13 protein-coding genes are annotated in these 16,004 nt (G+C 53.6%); 8 read left to right on the forward strand and 5 right to left on the reverse strand.

What is annotated here, in order from left to right:
* The first annotated feature begins 34 nt into the window (after positions 1 to 34).
* Together ACFO4L_RS07585 and ACFO4L_RS07590 are read left to right on the forward strand one after the other, a co-directional pair.
* Positions 35 to 2,527, forward strand: a complete 2,493-nt coding sequence (locus ACFO4L_RS07585; RefSeq protein ID WP_377909087.1) for a M3 family oligoendopeptidase — start codon at positions 35 to 37, stop codon at positions 2,525 to 2,527.
* Between the two features lie 112 nt (positions 2,528 to 2,639).
* A complete protein-coding gene (locus ACFO4L_RS07590) occupies positions 2,640 to 2,939 on the forward strand; it encodes a YwdI family protein (protein WP_377909088.1) in 300 nt (99 codons plus the stop codon).
* On the opposite strand, the gene ACFO4L_RS07595 is transcribed toward ACFO4L_RS07590, so the two are convergent.
* Positions 2,936 to 3,562, reverse strand: coding sequence for a GNAT family N-acetyltransferase (locus ACFO4L_RS07595; protein WP_377909089.1), 627 nt, complete (start codon positions 3,560 to 3,562; stop codon positions 2,936 to 2,938). The two genes, ACFO4L_RS07590 and ACFO4L_RS07595, sit on opposite strands and share 4 nt — an antisense overlap.
* 100 nt (positions 3,563 to 3,662) lie before the next feature.
* On the opposite strand from ACFO4L_RS07595, the gene ACFO4L_RS07600 reads away from it, so the two are divergent.
* Positions 3,663 to 4,034: a DUF423 domain-containing protein gene (locus tag ACFO4L_RS07600; protein ID WP_377909090.1), complete on the forward strand. Its 372-nt coding sequence runs from the start codon at positions 3,663 to 3,665 to the stop codon at positions 4,032 to 4,034.
* A gap of 594 nt (positions 4,035 to 4,628) precedes the next feature.
* On the opposite strand, the gene hemQ is transcribed toward ACFO4L_RS07600, so the two are convergent.
* The 3 genes from hemQ to ACFO4L_RS07615 all read right to left on the reverse strand — a co-directional run bounded on the left by hemQ (position 4,629) and on the right by ACFO4L_RS07615 (position 8,133).
* The gene (hemQ, locus tag ACFO4L_RS07605) at positions 4,629 to 5,378 is read right to left on the reverse strand and encodes a hydrogen peroxide-dependent heme synthase (RefSeq protein WP_377909091.1); all 750 of its coding nucleotides are present in this window, start codon (positions 5,376 to 5,378) and stop codon (positions 4,629 to 4,631) included.
* Positions 5,379 to 5,462: 84 nt separating this feature from the next.
* The gene (locus ACFO4L_RS07610) at positions 5,463 to 6,206 is read right to left on the reverse strand and encodes an enoyl-CoA hydratase/isomerase family protein (RefSeq protein ID WP_377909092.1); all 744 of its coding nucleotides are present in this window, start codon (positions 6,204 to 6,206) and stop codon (positions 5,463 to 5,465) included.
* 13 nt (positions 6,207 to 6,219) lie between these two features.
* The gene (locus ACFO4L_RS07615) at positions 6,220 to 8,133 is read right to left on the reverse strand and encodes an oxidoreductase (RefSeq protein ID WP_377909093.1); all 1,914 of its coding nucleotides are present in this window, start codon (positions 8,131 to 8,133) and stop codon (positions 6,220 to 6,222) included.
* A 188-nt stretch (positions 8,134 to 8,321) separates the two neighbouring features.
* Between ACFO4L_RS07615 and pta the strand changes: the two genes are divergently transcribed.
* The 5 genes from pta to ACFO4L_RS07640 all read left to right on the forward strand — a co-directional run bounded on the left by pta (position 8,322) and on the right by ACFO4L_RS07640 (position 15,095).
* On the forward strand, positions 8,322 to 9,296 hold the full coding sequence (pta, locus tag ACFO4L_RS07620) for a phosphate acetyltransferase (RefSeq protein WP_377909094.1): 975 nt from the start codon (positions 8,322 to 8,324) through the stop codon (positions 9,294 to 9,296).
* Between the two features lie 437 nt (positions 9,297 to 9,733).
* A complete protein-coding gene (locus ACFO4L_RS07625; protein ID WP_377909095.1) occupies positions 9,734 to 11,893 on the forward strand; it encodes a malate synthase G in 2,160 nt (719 codons plus the stop codon).
* A gap of 69 nt (positions 11,894 to 11,962) precedes the next feature.
* Positions 11,963 to 12,256 carry a hypothetical protein gene (locus ACFO4L_RS07630; protein WP_377909096.1) on the forward strand — a complete coding sequence of 98 codons (294 nt, stop codon included), beginning with the start codon at positions 11,963 to 11,965 and terminating at the stop codon, positions 12,254 to 12,256.
* A 77-nt stretch (positions 12,257 to 12,333) separates the two neighbouring features.
* Positions 12,334 to 13,596, forward strand: a complete 1,263-nt coding sequence (gene aceA / locus ACFO4L_RS07635; RefSeq protein ID WP_377909165.1) for an isocitrate lyase — start codon at positions 12,334 to 12,336, stop codon at positions 13,594 to 13,596.
* Between the two features lie 182 nt (positions 13,597 to 13,778).
* Positions 13,779 to 15,095, forward strand: a complete 1,317-nt coding sequence (locus ACFO4L_RS07640; protein WP_377909097.1) for a short-chain fatty acid transporter — start codon at positions 13,779 to 13,781, stop codon at positions 15,093 to 15,095.
* A gap of 23 nt (positions 15,096 to 15,118) precedes the next feature.
* Here ACFO4L_RS07640 and ACFO4L_RS07645 read toward each other — a convergent pair whose 3' ends face one another.
* The gene (locus ACFO4L_RS07645) at positions 15,119 to 15,943 is read right to left on the reverse strand and encodes a lipoate--protein ligase family protein (RefSeq protein WP_377909098.1); all 825 of its coding nucleotides are present in this window, start codon (positions 15,941 to 15,943) and stop codon (positions 15,119 to 15,121) included.
* Positions 15,944 to 16,004 lie beyond the last annotated feature (61 nt).

Raw genomic sequence — 16,004 nt, forward strand, 5'->3', positions numbered from 1 at the left:
GTGCTTAAAAATGACAACAATTGAGGTGACCGAGATGAAAAAAGCATTAGTTGCAGGAGCAACGGGGCTTGTCGGACGACAGCTCACCGAAAAGCTCCTTGAACAGAACGCGTACGATAACGTCAGGCTGTTAACGAGAAGGCGCACACCGTTTCATGATCATGAAAACGTCACAGAGCATGTCGTCGATTTTGATGCCCTCGAGCAGTATGCAGAAGCGTTTGAAGGGGTGGACGATGTGTTTATCGCCCTCGGCTCCACGATTAAAAAAGCCGGGTCCCGCGAAAACTTTATGCAGGTCGACTACTTATATCCGCTGAAAATAGCGGAGCTTGCCAATAAACATAACTGCGGCCGGGTCCTCGCGGTATCTGCAATGGGAGCGGACCGGGAATCCCGCTTTTTCTATAATCAGGTAAAGGGCAGCATGGAGGAAGCACTCATGGCACTGGAGCTGCCGACACTGCACATCATTCGTCCATCCCTGCTGACGGGAGAGCGGTATGAGTTCAGGCTCGGTGAAAAATCAGCTGAAATGCTGACGAAGCCGGTAAAAGGCTGGTTGAAGGGCCCGCTGCAGAAGCTGGCGCCGATCGAAGCATCCGTCGTAGCAGAAGCAATGGCGCTGATCGCACAGTCCGAAAGCCGCGGTCTGCACGTGTTTGAAAACGAAGACCTGCACCGTATCGGCACAGCGGTCCGCGGAGGAGGCAGCTCTAAGGAAGGGCGCTACCGGCAGACGTGGAATCTGGACTCGATCTTTAAGGGCGGAAGCAGCTCCAAGCAGTTCGCTCAGTTTTTAACGAACACCGAAACGGATCTGTCCACGATGAAGCTGAAGCTGGAGAAAGCAGCGGCGAAAGATGCTCCTGATCCGGAAGAGTGGGCGTATGCGATTGAGCGGCTGCAGACAGTCGGCATGAAGGTGCGTGAAGTAAACGCCTTCGTCAGCTGTCTGACAGCTCAGGACGTGCACGATAAAGAAGCGCGCCGGCTCGGCGGAAAGACAAAAGAGCTGGCATCGCTTTATCGTCAGCTTTTCTCCATCGTCGACGAGCAGCTGCTTCAGTTTACAGATGCGCAGTGGCATACGTTTATGGAGCAGGAAACGATGCAGAAAATTGCAGAAAACCTGCAGGAACGCCGCGATCTGGCGAAAGAAAAACTTCCATCTGAGCAGGAGCAGCTGATTCAAAAGCTGTCAACGGACGGCTATCACGCATGGGGCGAGCTTTACAACACGATCGTCGGCCGCATGAAGGTGGATATTCGCGAAAAAGGCATAAAGCGCAGCTATTCCGTCGGGCAGGCTGCCAATAAAATGTCTGATAAAAACCGGGCGGTCAGACGCCACGTTTTCCGCCAGTTCGAACAGGCCTGGGAAAAGGAAGCGGAGCTGTTTACAAGCTCGCTGAACCACCTTGCCGGATTCCGTCTCGCTTCGTATGAAGCACGCGGCTGGGAAAATGTGCTGAAGGAACCGCTCATGATCAACCGCATGAAGCAGGAAACACTCGATACGATGTGGGAAACAATTGAGCATAACAAATCACTTTTCACCGGCTACTTGAACCGCAAGGCAGAGCTTCTCGGTGTCGAAAAGCTGGCAATTTACGACGTCAGCGCACCGCTCACAAAGGAAGTGCCGCAGGTATCGTTTGATGATGCGGCAGATATGATTATCGAGCAGTTTGGCCGCTTCAGCCCGGAAATGGCTGCATTTGCGGAAAAGGCGTTCAAAGAAGAATGGATCGAAGCGGAAAATCGCGACGGAAAGCGTCCGGGAGGTTTTTGCACGAGTTTCCCTATCCGCGAGCAGTCCCGTATTTTCATGACCTATGACGGATCGGCTTCGAACGTGGCGACGCTTGCGCATGAGCTAGGACACGCCTATCATCAGCACGTCATGAACGACATGCCGTATATGGCGCAGGGATATGCGATGAACGTTGCGGAAACAGCGTCTACGTTTGCAGAAATGATCGTTGCCGATGCATCCGTCAAGCAGGCATCATCACGCAAAGAAAAGCTGCAGCTGCTGGATGACAAATTAAACAGAAGCGTGGCCTTCTTCATGAACATCCATTCACGTTTTCTGTTTGAAACCCGTTTTTACGAAGAGCGGAAGAACGGACTGGTCAGCCAGGAGCGTCTCAATGAACTGATGACGGAAGCGCAGAAAGAAGCCTATCAGGATTCACTGAGTGAGTACTCGCCGATGTTCTGGGCATCGAAGCTTCACTTCCATATCACCGGCGTTCCGTTTTACAACTTCCCGTACACCTTCGGCTACTTGTTCAGCATGGGCATCTATGCACGTGCCGCAAAAGAAGGAACGTCGTTTCAAGCGAAGTACACGGAGCTGCTTCGAGATACAGGCAGGCTGGACGTCGAAACACTCGCCCATAAACACCTCGGTGAAGATATCACAAAGCCGGATTTCTGGCAGAAGGCCATCGACTTTCTGAAAGAGGACGTTGAAACGTTTATGAAGCTGTCTGAAGAAGAGCTCAGCAGTAAAAAATAATGACGCATCAATCAGCCGTCCCGGTATCGATACCGGGACGGCTGTTCTGTCTTTCGTTTTGAACAGGAAAAGAGTACAATAAGAGCCGGGAACGAAAGGAGCGGAAACTGCAATGGATATACCGGCAAAACTGGTGATCGAAAAAATGGAATCGGAGCTTGCCAAGCTGAAGCAGAGCATGAGCGGGGAGACAGCAACGTCCTACCGGGATCATGCCCAGTCGTTGAAAACGTACTGCGAGCTGCTGCTGGAGTCGCAGCACACCGGCACCTATTATAAAGCGGAACCGGTGCGTCATGCGACACCAGAGCAGGTGAAAAAGCAGGCCGCTCCGGCGCAAGAGCCGGAGAAGCGGAGCAGCTTTTATGATGATGGCGATAAGCCGGACAGCGACAGCCTGTTTGATTTTTAGCGGTTAACGTCCGGGTTGCGCCATTCGACGAGCACGGCGTAGTTATGAGATTCATCGTCTTCCACATAGCCGGGCAGCGGCTGGACCGCCGTGAGCCCTTGACGAAGCATGAAGCTTAAGACGAGGTCGTGGATGCGTCCTGCCGCGACCTCCTGCATGTACTGCCCGGGTGAGAGACGGTCTGCCCATTCGCGGTAGCCGGGAATGCGGCAGCCTGCTACATAACGCGCCAGCCCGAGCCCTCGGACGAGCTGTTTGCGCTGTTCATACAGAGCAGAAGCAACGCCCCGCCCGCGGTAATCCGGCCGGACGCACACATCAATGCCGTAAAGCGTATCGCCGTTCGGGTCATGTGTGCCACGGATGTAGCCGTGATCGGCAACCTCATCCCACGTGTGCGATCCCTCATGCAAGGTCGTAATAAGCGACGTAGCCGACCCGGCAGGCGCACCGTTGTAAAAAGCGATCATCCCGCCTTCAGGGAAGGTGGCAGCGTGCGCTTCAATGTGAGCGCGCGACCACCACAGCTCCTCTGGAAAAGGTGGAGGAAAAGCTTCTTTCTGAATCAGCAGCAATTCATTATAATCATCAAGCGTATATGGCCGTATGCTGATAGAGGACAAACCGTCCCCTCCTTTCAGAATCAGTCTGTGTGCCTATTATAGTAGGGAGAAGGGACCTTCGCAAAGGAAAACCTCAGCCAGGAAAGGGAGTTTACTCGCAATGAAATTATTTTTAATGATTGGCGCTGTTATGTCGTTCTTGTTTGTCGCAATCGGTGCTTTCGGGGCACATGCTTTGGCAGGAAGGCTGGAACAAACCGGATACACGGCAACGTTTGAAACCGGCGTACAGTATCACATGATTCATGCACTCGCGATCATCGCCGTCGCTGTATTGACCCAGCATCTGTCCTCGCACGGTCTGCTGCACGGTGCAGGCTGGGCGTTTACGGCCGGCATCGTCATCTTTTCCGGCAGCCTTTATACACTCAGCCTCACAGGGATCCGGATTTTTGGAGCGATCACGCCGATCGGCGGCCTCGCCTTCCTCATCGGATGGGTGCTCATCGCCATCGCCGCGATTGTCGAATAACCACAGCTCCGAACAAGACAGCTTCCAACAGCTTGAACACCTGCGCAAAAAGAGGGCTCATCCATCGTGGATGAGCCCTATCCAAAGTGTCGATAACGTATTTTTTAGTGAATAACCTTACACCTGCCTGTATCTGCGGACCCTCGCTTTCCGGAGGGAACGGGATCGGCTCTTCCTTCTTCCGTCGGAAGCGCTGGATCTTCGCCTCGTTCTGATCCTCCAGGAGTCGAGATCCTTCGATGTCGGCAGCTGGCAGTCCGTTTCACCTACCTGGTTAGGACTGCACGATCAGGTTCCATACAGGATAGATCTTCCCCATGAGATGTTTCGATGTTGAATAGGGATGTCAGTCCTTCATCGAATGCATGATAATCGGAAAAAAGCAGTCGCGTCTGTCGTGACGTTTTTCTCCAACAAGCAGTCTAAAGATCCTTTCTCAGGGGTCACCCTGAGAAATAGCTGAAGGACAGCCCACGGCAGGCTCGGTAAGCAGAAGGGAAATACAAACAAACGAATAAACATGTAAGTTGAAAAACTTTTTTAGCAGCCTGAAGAGGGCTCATCCATCGTGGATGAGCCCTCTCTTCTTTACGTTCATTCAGCGATGCTGAAGTATGGCTTAATGTCGCTTTCGTCCATTGTCTGACCGACGTAGAACGTGCCGAAGTCGCCGTAGCGTGCGCTGACTTCGTCAAAGCGCATTTCGTATACGAGCTTCTTAAACTGAAGCACGTCGTGAGCAAACAGTGTCACGCCCCACTCCCAGTCGTCAAATCCGACAGAACCGGAGATGATTTGGCGCACCTTGCCGGCATATGTGCGGCCGATCATGCCGTGGCTGCGCATCATCGTGGAACGCTCTTCCATCGAGAGCATGTACCAGTTGTCATCGCCGTCGCGGCGCTTGTCCATCGGATAGAAGCAGACGTACTTCCACTTTGGAAGGATCGGCTTCAGCCGCGCCTGAATCTCAGGATCCTGCTCCGGATCCTTGTCCGACGGCAGATAGTTACTCAGCTCGACAACCGATACGTAAGAATACGTCGGCGTCGTAAACGCGGCCAGCCGCGTCTTGTTGAATTCATTTTCAAGCTCAATCAGCTCGTCCATCGTCGGACGGAGCCAAAGAATCATCAGGTCTGCTTTTTGGCCGAGAATCGAATACAGCCCGTGGCTTCCTTCGAATTTAGCCTGGGTGTCATCCCATTGTTTTGCGAGCTCCAGAAACTCGTTCAGGATGCTGTCACGCTCAGTCTCGCTCAGCTGCTTCCATTCAGCCCAATTGATCGTGCGGAAATCGTGGTAGCAATACCACCCGTCCAGCGTTTTTGCCGGTTCTGCCATGCTGCTTCACTCCATTTCTTCTTCTGTAAGTAGTCCACCGCTTATTATACCTGTGGAGCGGGGGAGTTCGCAAACAGAGTGATATCAGCGGCTCTTTTGAATAAATGCCTCCAACGCCTGCTGGTGCGCGCGCGACTTGCCGGCAGTGCGCTGTGCACGGACTTCGGCCTCCAGTGTATCCTCAAGAGAAGAGGCTGCACCAGTTTTCATGTTCTGCTTCATCAGGCCGTAGGCCGGAAGCGGCGCAGACACAAGTGCCTTGATCAGTGCTTCCGGCCAGCCGAGGCCGTTCAGGAGTCCGGAGGAGAGGGCTTCCTCGACCGGAATCGTTTTGCCAGTGCCGAATTCAATTGCTTTCCCGAGCCCGACGAGGCGGGGGAGAAAGTAGGAGGCGCCGGCATCCGGAGCAAGACCGATTTTTAGAAAGCTCAGTGCCATCACACTGTCCTTTTCGGCATAGCGGAAATCGCAGGCAAGCGCCAGGCTCAGCCCTGCTCCGACGGCAATGCCGTTCATGTAAGCGACAATTGGCTTTTCTATCCGATCCATGAGCAGAACGAGGCGGTTGTAGGTTTCCTCTAAATAACTGCCGTGATCAAACGACGCAAGCTCCGTCACCGGAATGCTTTTCAAGTCGGCACCGCTGGAAAAGGAATCGCCGCTCCCCGTAAAGACGATTACACGCACGTGCTCGTCTTCGTGTGCTTTCGTAAAAGCCTGATACAAATCTTCGTGCATCTCTTTATTGATCGCGTTTTTAACTTCCGGCCGGTTCATGGAAATCAGCGCTGTACGGTCTTTCACCTCATAGGTTACAGTCGTTTTCATGTGAAGCTCCTCTCTACAGTGCGCGTGCAGTTACGGCACCGTCATAAATCGCTTTTTTTGCATCAAGTCCCAGGGCATCTTTGGCACCGCCGATTACGTGAACGCGGCGTCCGTCTTCTGACAGCTGTTCTGCCAGTTCATGATTGATCAGCTGTCCGGCCGCGGTGATGACCATATCTGCCGGAACGAGCGTGCTTTCTCCTTCAATGGTGATTCGGAGGCCATCTTCTTCTACAGCCTCATACGCTTCCACGCCGCCTGTCATACGAATCCCCTTCTGTTTCATTTCCATAAGCGTGGCCCAGCGTGTCGTTTTCCCGATGCCGCGGGCAAACGAGGTGCCCCGCTGCAGAAGTGTGATATCATGAATCCCTTTGTCGGCAAGAAACAGTGCGAGATCACAGGCAATCCCGCCGCCGCCAATGATGACGATTTTGCCGGAAGGCTGTACCTTCTCATCAAACACGTCCCGGTAGGAAACGGTCTGCTCCAAGCCGCTGACGTCAGGCTGCCTCGGAAGAATACCGGTCGCAATCACGATGTCATCGGCTTCTTCAAACAGCGGATCTGTTCGTTCCAGCGTCTTCCCAAGCTGGACGTCCACACCGAGCTTATCGAGCTGGACACGGAAATAGCGCAGCGTTTCGTAAAATTCCTCTTTACCAGGAATCCGCTTGGAGTAGTTGAGCTGGCCGCCAAGCTCGGTGCGGCTGTCGGCGATCGTGACCCGGTGTCCGCGTTCAGCGGCAACGCGCGCTGTTTCCAGGCCGGCAGGACCCGCGCCAACGACAATAATCCGCTTCGGCGCTTTGGCACGATGAAGCGGGAGATCCAGCTCCCGTCCGGCCTCCGGATTGACGAGACAGGTAGCCGCTTTTCCTTCAAACACGTGATCGAGACAGGCCTGATTACAGGCAATACACGTATTAATCTCATCAAAGCGCCCATCCTGTGCTTTCGATAAGATAGCAGGATCAGCCAAAAACGGACGAGCCATCGATACGAGCTGCACCGTCCCCCGGTTGAGCACTTCCTCAGCGTCGCGCGGATCGTTGATGCGGTTGCTGGCGATCACCGGAATCGTGACGTGCTTTGAGATGCTTTCGGCAACGGGTACAAACTTCATACGCGGCACTTTCATCGAAATCGTCGGCACTCGGGACTCATGCCAGCCGATACCGATATTCAGCGCATCTGCACCTGCTTCCTCCAGTGCCTGTGCCCAGCGGAGCGTTTCTTCCTCTGTGGTGCTGCCATCAATTAAATCGAGTCCCGACATGCGGTACACGACAGGGTAATCGGCACCTGTTGCAGAACGCACGGCTTCCATCACGGCTACCGGCAGGCGAAGCCTTTTTTCAAACGAGCCGCCCCAGTCGTCAGTACGCTGATTCGTAACTGGTGACATAAATTCATTGATTAAATACCCTTCGGACCCCATAATTTCAACCGCATCAAAGCCGGCTTCTTTTGCCCGCACGGCCCCTGCTGCAAATGCACCAATCAGCTGCTCTATTTCTGCTGCAGACAGCTCTCTAGGCGTATCAGGATTGATCGGCGAGCGGATTGCGGAAGGCGCCACCGGATCCAGCCCGGTCATCTGCTTATACGCGTAGCGGCCGGCGTGAAACAACTGCAGCGCAATCGCTCCGCCTTCTGCATGAACAGCGTCTGTCATCGGCTTCCACCGCTCTGCATCTTCCGGTTTATAAATCGTCATAAAATCGTGTCCGCCGCCGCTTCCTTCAGGAGACACGGCTGCGCCGCCCGTGACGATCAGTCCCGTGCCATTTGCAGCCCGGCGCCGATAGAATTCGGTCAGCCTTTCTTCGCCGCGGTCAAGCCCCTCCAGCCCTACATGCATCGAGCCCATCATGACGCGGCTTCTCAGTGTAAGCGTATTCAATTTAAGCGGTTCAAATAGCATACAATACCTCCTTATAGAAATGACTGAATGTTCATTCATAATACTACCAGTATACAGGATTTTACTTCAGGTGGAACAGCCTGTTTCAGAAAATTAGAACTTTCCTTCGAAAGCCCTTCCAACGTTTTATTTTTCCTGGCGGAACGGGTATGCTAGTACTAATGTGATGAATTAAAGGAGGAATTTCTGTGAGCGACATGTTTACAGATATAAAAGAACAGGTCCGCAGCGCGAATCCGACGCTCGTATTTCCTGAAGGAACAGACGAACGGATTCTGGAAGCTGCTGTACGGCTGAAAGCGGAGGGCGTTATGAATCCGCTTCTGATTGGGAATGAAGCGGACGTCCTTGCCAAGGCAAAAAGCCTGGAGGTGGATGCCTCCGGACTGACGATACTCGATCCGGAAACGTATGAAGGAATGGACGCTCTGATTGATGCATTTGTAGAGCGCCGTAAAGGAAAGAATACGCGCGAGCAGGCGGCAGAGATCCTGAAGCAGCCGAACTATTTCGGTACAATGCTCGTTTATACAGGAGAAGCGACCGGACTCGTCAGCGGTGCAGCTCATTCTACAGGGGATACGGTCCGTCCAGCCCTGCAGATCATCAAGACAAAAGAAGGCGTGAAGAAAACATCCGGCGTTTTCGTGATGGTTAAAAACGATGAGCGCTATATCTTTGGTGACTGTGCCATTAACATTGCACCAGACGCCGACGATCTGGCAGAAACAGCAGTTGAAGCCGCAAAAACAGCAGAAGTGTTTGGAATCGATCCGAAGGTAGCGATGCTCAGCTTCTCCACGAAAGGCTCTGCGAAGAGCGAGGAAACCGAGCGCGTCGTCGAAGCAACGAGAATCGCCCAGGAGAAAGCACCGGGCGTCACCGTTGACGGTGAGTTTCAGTTTGACGCGGCCTTCGTTTCAAGCGTGGCTGAGAAAAAAGCACCGGACTCTCCGCTCAAAGGACAGGCGAACACGTTTATCTTTCCGAGCCTGGAAGCCGGAAATATCGGCTACAAAATCGCCCAGCGCATGGGCGGCTATGAAGCAATTGGACCGATTCTCCAGGGTCTGAACAAGCCGGTAAACGATCTCTCACGCGGCTGTAATCAGGAAGACGTCTATAAGCTGGCCCTCATCACCGCGATGCAGGGACTCCAGTAACAGAATATAGGTATGAGTAAAGACGAGCCGGACATCACCGGCTCGTTTTTTAGTATCGAAAAATGAATAGACGGTTTGGTTGATTGCTATGATGCTGGACGGGAAAGACCGTGTGCGAGACGTTGTCTCCCTGTATTCGCTAAAACGGTTTAAGCTGCTTTTTGGCGTTGAGTTGGTCGAATCAGCGGCAGTTACGTATCGGTTGACTCAGGTTGTACAGCTAGTACCAGCAGATTCTAAGCTGCGATTTTATGTCACAGCGGCCATCGTGTACTACAACACAAGAAAATTCTTTTTTTCTTAGAGCCCCAGGTATTTGGCAGCTCCCTCGAAAAAAAATCCCAAAAAAGTATTGCAATCTTTTTCTGTTGTTATACAATAAGACACATGAAAACAAACTGTTATAAAACAGTAGTACCTGCTTGAAGGAGGTTGTCATGGAAGCAGTAAGAATTGGAAGTCTTCGTGTACATCCCAAATTGAAAGCGTTTGTAGAAGAAGAGCTCCTGCCGGGAACAGACGTCAGTCCAGAAACCTTTTGGGAAGGAGCAGGCAGGCTTATTAACGGCCTGAAGCCGGAAAACGACCGGCTCCTTGCTGAAAGACGCGCGTTTCAGAAGCAGCTCGACAGCTGGTATGAAACACATGATGTTACAGACGATCAGGAAGGGTACTTAAGAGAGATCGGGTATCTGGAGGACGAGCCGGAAGCCTTTACCGTTAAAACGTCAGGCATTGACCAGGAAATCAACCAGCAGCCGGGACCGCAGCTCGTCGTTCCGCTCAGTAACCCACGCTATGTGCTCAATGCAGCAAATGCAAGATGGGGCAGCCTGTATGACTCACTTTACGGCTCCGATATTCTGTCTGAAGAAGACGGAAAGGAGCGCGGGACAAGCTATAATCCGAAGCGTGGCGAAGACGTAATCCGCTGGGCAAAGGAGATGCTCGACCAGCACATGCCGCTTGCTGACGGAAGCCATGCCGAGGTTCAGCACTACCGCATCCGCAGCGGCAAACTGGAAGCGGAGCTGCCGGATCGCCAAACAACCCTCGCAGCTGACCAGCTGAAGGGCTGGCGCGGGCAGGAAGAAGAGCCGGAAGCCATTTTACTCGAGCATCATCATCTCCATATGGAAATTCAGATCGACCGGAATCACCCGATTGGGAAAACGGATGCCGCCGGAGTAAAGGATATTCTGACTGAAGCAGCGATTACATCAATCATGGACGCAGAAGACAGCGTAGCTGCTGTTGATACAGAAGAGAAAACAGCAGTGTACAGAAGCTGGCTCGGCTTGATGAAGGGAACGCTTGAAACCTCCTTTACAAAAGGCGGGAGAACGGTTACGAGGAGACTCGAGGAGGATCGAACGTACCGCTCGCCGTCAGGCGGAGACGTCACTCTGTCCGGAAGAGTACTGATGCTCGTCCGAAACGTCGGTCATTTGATGACCACGGATATGATCACACTGGAAGATGGCAGTGAAGCACCGGAGGGAATCATTGATGGGCTCGTTACAGCAGCGGCAGCGCTGCACGACTTAAAAGGAAACAGCCCCTTTCAAAATTCTGCCGAAGGTTCTATCTATATCGTAAAGCCGAAAATGCACGGCTCGAAAGAAGTAGCCTTCACGAATCACCTGATGACGGAAATCGAAAAGCTTTACGGACTGGCAGCCAATACGATAAAAATTGGCGTGATGGATGAGGAACGCCGTACATCGCTTAACTTGAGGGCGTGCATCCGTGAAGTCAAAGACCGCATCTTTTTCATTAATACCGGCTTTTTGGATCGGACAGGTGATGAGATCCACACATCCTTCCACGCCGGTCCGATGATCCGCAAGGCAGAAATGAAAGCGAGCAGCTGGCTCGGAAGCTATGAAGAGCAGAACGTGTCAGCCGGTCTGCGCGTCCGGCTGCACGAGCGGGGGCAGATCGGAAAAGGCATGTGGGCCATGCCGGATGAGATGAAGCAGATGATGGAGCAAAAAGACGGTCAGCTGCTTGCAGGCGGGAGCACCGCCTGGGTCCCGTCACCGACCGCAGCTGTCCTGCACGCCCTTCACTACCATCAGGTGGATGTACGGGAGGTGCACCGCAGCAAGCTGGAGCAGGAGCCGCCGCAGTCGCGAATGCTTGACGTGCCGGTAGCCGCAGACCGCAGCTGGTCTACTGAAGAGATTCAGGAGGAGCTTGAGAACAATGCCCAGGGTATTCTTGGCTACGTTGTCCGCTGGGTCGAGCACGGGATCGGCTGCTCGAAGGTGCCGGATATTCACGGCACGAACTTGATGGAGGACCGCGCAACGCTGCGCATCTCCAGCCAGCACATCGCCAACTGGCTTGCACACGGTGTTTGCAGCGAAGACCAGGTGCGGCAGGTGATGGCGAAAATGGCTGCGCTCGTCGACAAACAGAATGCGGACGATCCGGAATACCGGGCGATGACCGCAGATCTGGAGCGTTCAGACGCGTTCCAGGCAGCTCTCGAGCTTGTGCTTGAAGGGGGCCGCCAGCCGAACGGCTATACGGAGCCGATTCTTCACCGGCGCCGCCGCGAGTTTAAGCAGCGGCAGTACGTCAGTCAGTAACAACAGCCGCCGGCCGGGGGAAGTCCCCCGGAGCGGGCGGGATCTTATTTCAGAGAGGGGTAGAGGAACATGCTGACAAAACAACGCTCGACCGCAAAGGAATTAGCAGCCAAGTGGGTTGCCCAGCAGCAGGAAAACGGGAGAACAGCAGGGGAGCTGCATCAAACCATGTTCGTCTACGGAGATGATGTGATGCAAGTCGACATGAACGAGAACAAGGAACTGCATATCACGGACCGGACGCCGCAAAAAGTCGTCGTATTCCGTAAACCGGAGCCGGAGCCGGGTCACATTTGCCGATGCTGCTCAATGGAATATGATCATGAAAAGGATGCCCTGCACTGCTGCGCGTATATCGACTGATTTTTTACGGAACAGTTGTTATATAACAATACAAATATAATTAATCTGTATAGTACAGAAGAGGAGAGTGGATGAGAATGACAACACGCGAAGAGCTAATGAACCAGTGGAACACGGAACGATTTGAAGGGGTGGAGCGTCCATATTCCCCGGAGGAAGTATTGAAGCTGCGAGGATCCGTGAAAATTGAACATACGCTTGCCAGAATGGGTGCTGACAGACTGTGGAGGCTGATGGACGAAGAGGACTACATCAATGCGCTCGGTGCCCTCACTGGGAACCAGGCTATGCAGCAGGTGAAAGCAGGCCTGCAGGCGATCTACTTAAGCGGCTGGCAAGTAGCAGCTGACGCCAACCTCTCCGGTCAAATGTACCCGGATCAGAGCCTGTACCCGGCAAACAGCGTGCCGAACGTCGTAAAGAAAATCAATCAGACGCTGCAGCGGGCAGATCAAATTCAGACGGCAGAAGGAGAAGGCGACACGCACTGGTTTGCTCCGATCGTTGCAGATATGGAAGCTGGATTTGGCGGACCGCTGAATGTGTTTGAACTGACAAAGCAGATGATTGAAGCAGGGGCTGCCGGGGTACACTTGGAGGATCAGCTCTCTTCCGAGAAAAAGTGCGGACACCTTGGCGGGAAAGTGCTGCAGCCGACGCAGGTGGCGGTGCGCAACCTGATATCCGCCCGTCTCGCGGCAGACGTAATGGATATTCCGACGATCATCGTTGCCCGTACGGATGCGAATGCGGCTAACCTGATTACGAGCGACATCGATCCGGCAGACCATGAGTTCCTGACCGGTGAGCGCACGCCGGAAGGCTTCTACCGCACAAACCCAGGAATCGACCAGGCGATCGCGCGCGGACTCGCATATGCTCCTTACGCTGATCTAATCTGGTGTGAGACGAGCGAGCCGGACCTTGATGAAGCTCGTCAGTTCGCAGAAGCGATTCATGCGAAGTTCCCCGGCAAAAAGCTTGCGTACAACTGCTCTCCTTCCTTCAACTGGAAGAAGAAGCTCGATGACGAAACGATTGAAAAATTCCAGCGTGAGCTTGGGAAAATGGGCTACAAATTCCAGTTCGTAACGCTTGCCGGCTTCCATGCGCTGAACCACAGCATGTTTGAGCTTGCTCTTGATTACAAGGATCGCGGCATGGCAGCTTACTCCAAGCTGCAGCAGGCAGAGTTTGCTTCTGAGAAAGACGGCTACACGGCAACCCGCCACCAGCGGGAAGTAGGTACAGGCTACTTTGACGAAGTGTCTCAAGTCATTTCCGGCGGTACGTCTTCCACGCTCGCACTGGCGCAATCTACCGAAAGCTCCCAGTTCTAAAAAGCGCGATAAACGATTTTGGAAAGCGGCACCGTGTATACGGCGCCGCTTTCGTTTGCTTTGAGAAAAAAAGAGGAATACGCATTCCCGCAGCGAACTAGTCATGAAGAGGCCGCTTTTTCAGCGGTCTTTTTGCTGCGTTTTATTGTAAGCGCTATCATGATACATAGGAGGACATACAGATGAAGATGCTTACGTCTTTTTCTACCCGGCTGATGCAGCGGTATTTGCCGGATCCGTATTTGTTTGTGCTCGTGCTCACAATGGTCGTATTCGGCATGGGACTTCTGCTCACGCCCAGTACCCCGGTGGAGATGGTCGTTTACTGGGGCGAAGGCTTCTGGGATCTGCTCGAGTTCGCGATGCAGATGGTACTCGTGCTCGTCACCGGCTATGTGCTGGCGAGCAGCCGTCCGTTTAAAAAAGGATTGGATCAGCTGGCGCGTACGGCACATTCACCCGGTCAGGCCATTGTTGTCGTAACGCTCGTTGCGCTTCTGGCAAGCTGGATCAACTGGGGATTCGGCCTTGTCATCGGAGCTCTTTTTGCCAAAGCGCTGGCGCGGCGGATCGCGAAGGTGGACTATCGGCTGCTGATTGCAAGTGCATACAGCGGTTTTATCGTCTGGCACGGAGGTCTTGCAGCCTCCATTCCACTAACAGTAGCGACGCCGGGCCACTTTACCGAAGACATTGTCGGCATTATTCCAACGAGCGAAACGATTTTTGCTCCGTTTAACTTGATGATCGTTGCGGCGCTGTTTATTACAGTGCCGATATTAAACCGGTTTATGATGAATGAAAAAGAGGCCGTTCACGTCGATCCGAAGCTGATTGAGGAAAAAGAAGCGGAAAAGCCGGCTGATAAAGCCGAACAGACACCGGCGCAGCGGCTTGAAAACAGCAGGGTGCTCTCGCTGGTGATCGGTGGAATGGGACTCGTTTTCATCGGCTATTACCTGCTGACTGCCGGATTCGATTTGAACTTGAACATCGTAAACTTTATGTTTTTGTTTCTTGGTATTCTTTTTCATGGAACGCCGCACCATTATCTGGCCAGCGTGGCAGAAGCAGTGCGGAATGCAGGGGGTATCATCATCCAGTTTCCGTTTTACGCAGGCATCATGGGCATGATGGTCGCGTCGGGGCTTGCCGTGCAGTTTTCGGAATGGTTTGTGTCGATGTCGACGGAGGTCACGTATCCACTGTTTGCTTTTTTAAGCGCAGGGATCGTTAACTTCTTCGTCCCGTCCGGCGGCGGACAGTGGGCGGTGCAGGCGCCGATTATGCTCTCTGCAGGAGAATCACTCGGCGTAGATCCGGCGAGAACGGCGATGGCTGTTGCCTGGGGAGACGCCTGGACGAACATGGTCCAGCCGTTTTGGGCGCTGCCGGCACTCGCCATTGCCGGGCTCAGTGCCCGTGATATTATGGGCTTTTGCATATGGGTGCTGTTCCTGAGCGGAGCGGTGATCGGGCTGGGGCTCGTTTTTCTTTAACCAACGGCGAAAGGCTGTTCCGCTCAGCGGGACAGCCTTTCGTTCCGTTTTTTCATACGCTCCAGGTGGTAGCGGTAGCGTTCTTCTTCCTGCGCCCCCCATGAAAACAGCGGGATTCGGCCGTTGCCGAGCGTGTTGTGAATCCGGTCGGTCACCTCTTGATTCGTGAGCGGCTGCTGCATGAGCTCCTCCAGCGAGGCCATGTCTTCCGGACGAATCGACGGATAGCTGTAGCGAACCTCGCCGCCGCGGACAGCAGTGTCGTAAAAGCGGCGGATAACCTCTGCCCGCTCGGAGCCGCTTCCGCTCACAGCGAGATAAATCTGTACGGCGATACCGCCGCGGATCCGTCTCTGGGAAATACCGGCGAATTTCCGGCCGTCCACGCTCAGGTCAAACCGTCCCGGACAGTAGGAAGCAGGGATTTCCCCATCAACGATGCGTTCGCCGAGCTCGGGAAACAGCTTGCGCGTCAGCGCCACCATTGTTTCGTAGCCGCGGTCAATGGTCAGGCCCCGCTCTTCAGACAGCACGAGGGAAATGTTGTAGATGCCTGCGTCCAGCACGACCGCAAGCCCCCCGGAATTGCGGACGATAACGTGATAGCCGTCGTCCATCAATTGGGCGATGCCCTTTTCAATAGAAGGAAGGCGGCTGTCCTGGATGCCGAGCACGATGGTGCGGTCGTGTACCCACGTTCGCACGAAGCCGCTGTTCGCGTATTTTGCTGCAGCTTCGCAGAGCGTGTCATCCATCGCAAACGAGTGCACCGGATCGAGATCCAGGCCTGTAACAGACTCGTCTACAAGCTGCCACGGTCTGGTTAAAATCATTTCGGTATCAGTCAACGGGATTCTTCCTCTCTCATCAGTTTCCGCCGCTCATTATACCACATTGGAGGTGAAAAAC

Source organism: Bacillus daqingensis (assembly GCF_042654445.1).
Classification (GTDB): Bacteria; Bacillota; Bacilli; order Bacillales; family Salisediminibacteriaceae; genus Alkalicoccus; species Alkalicoccus luteus.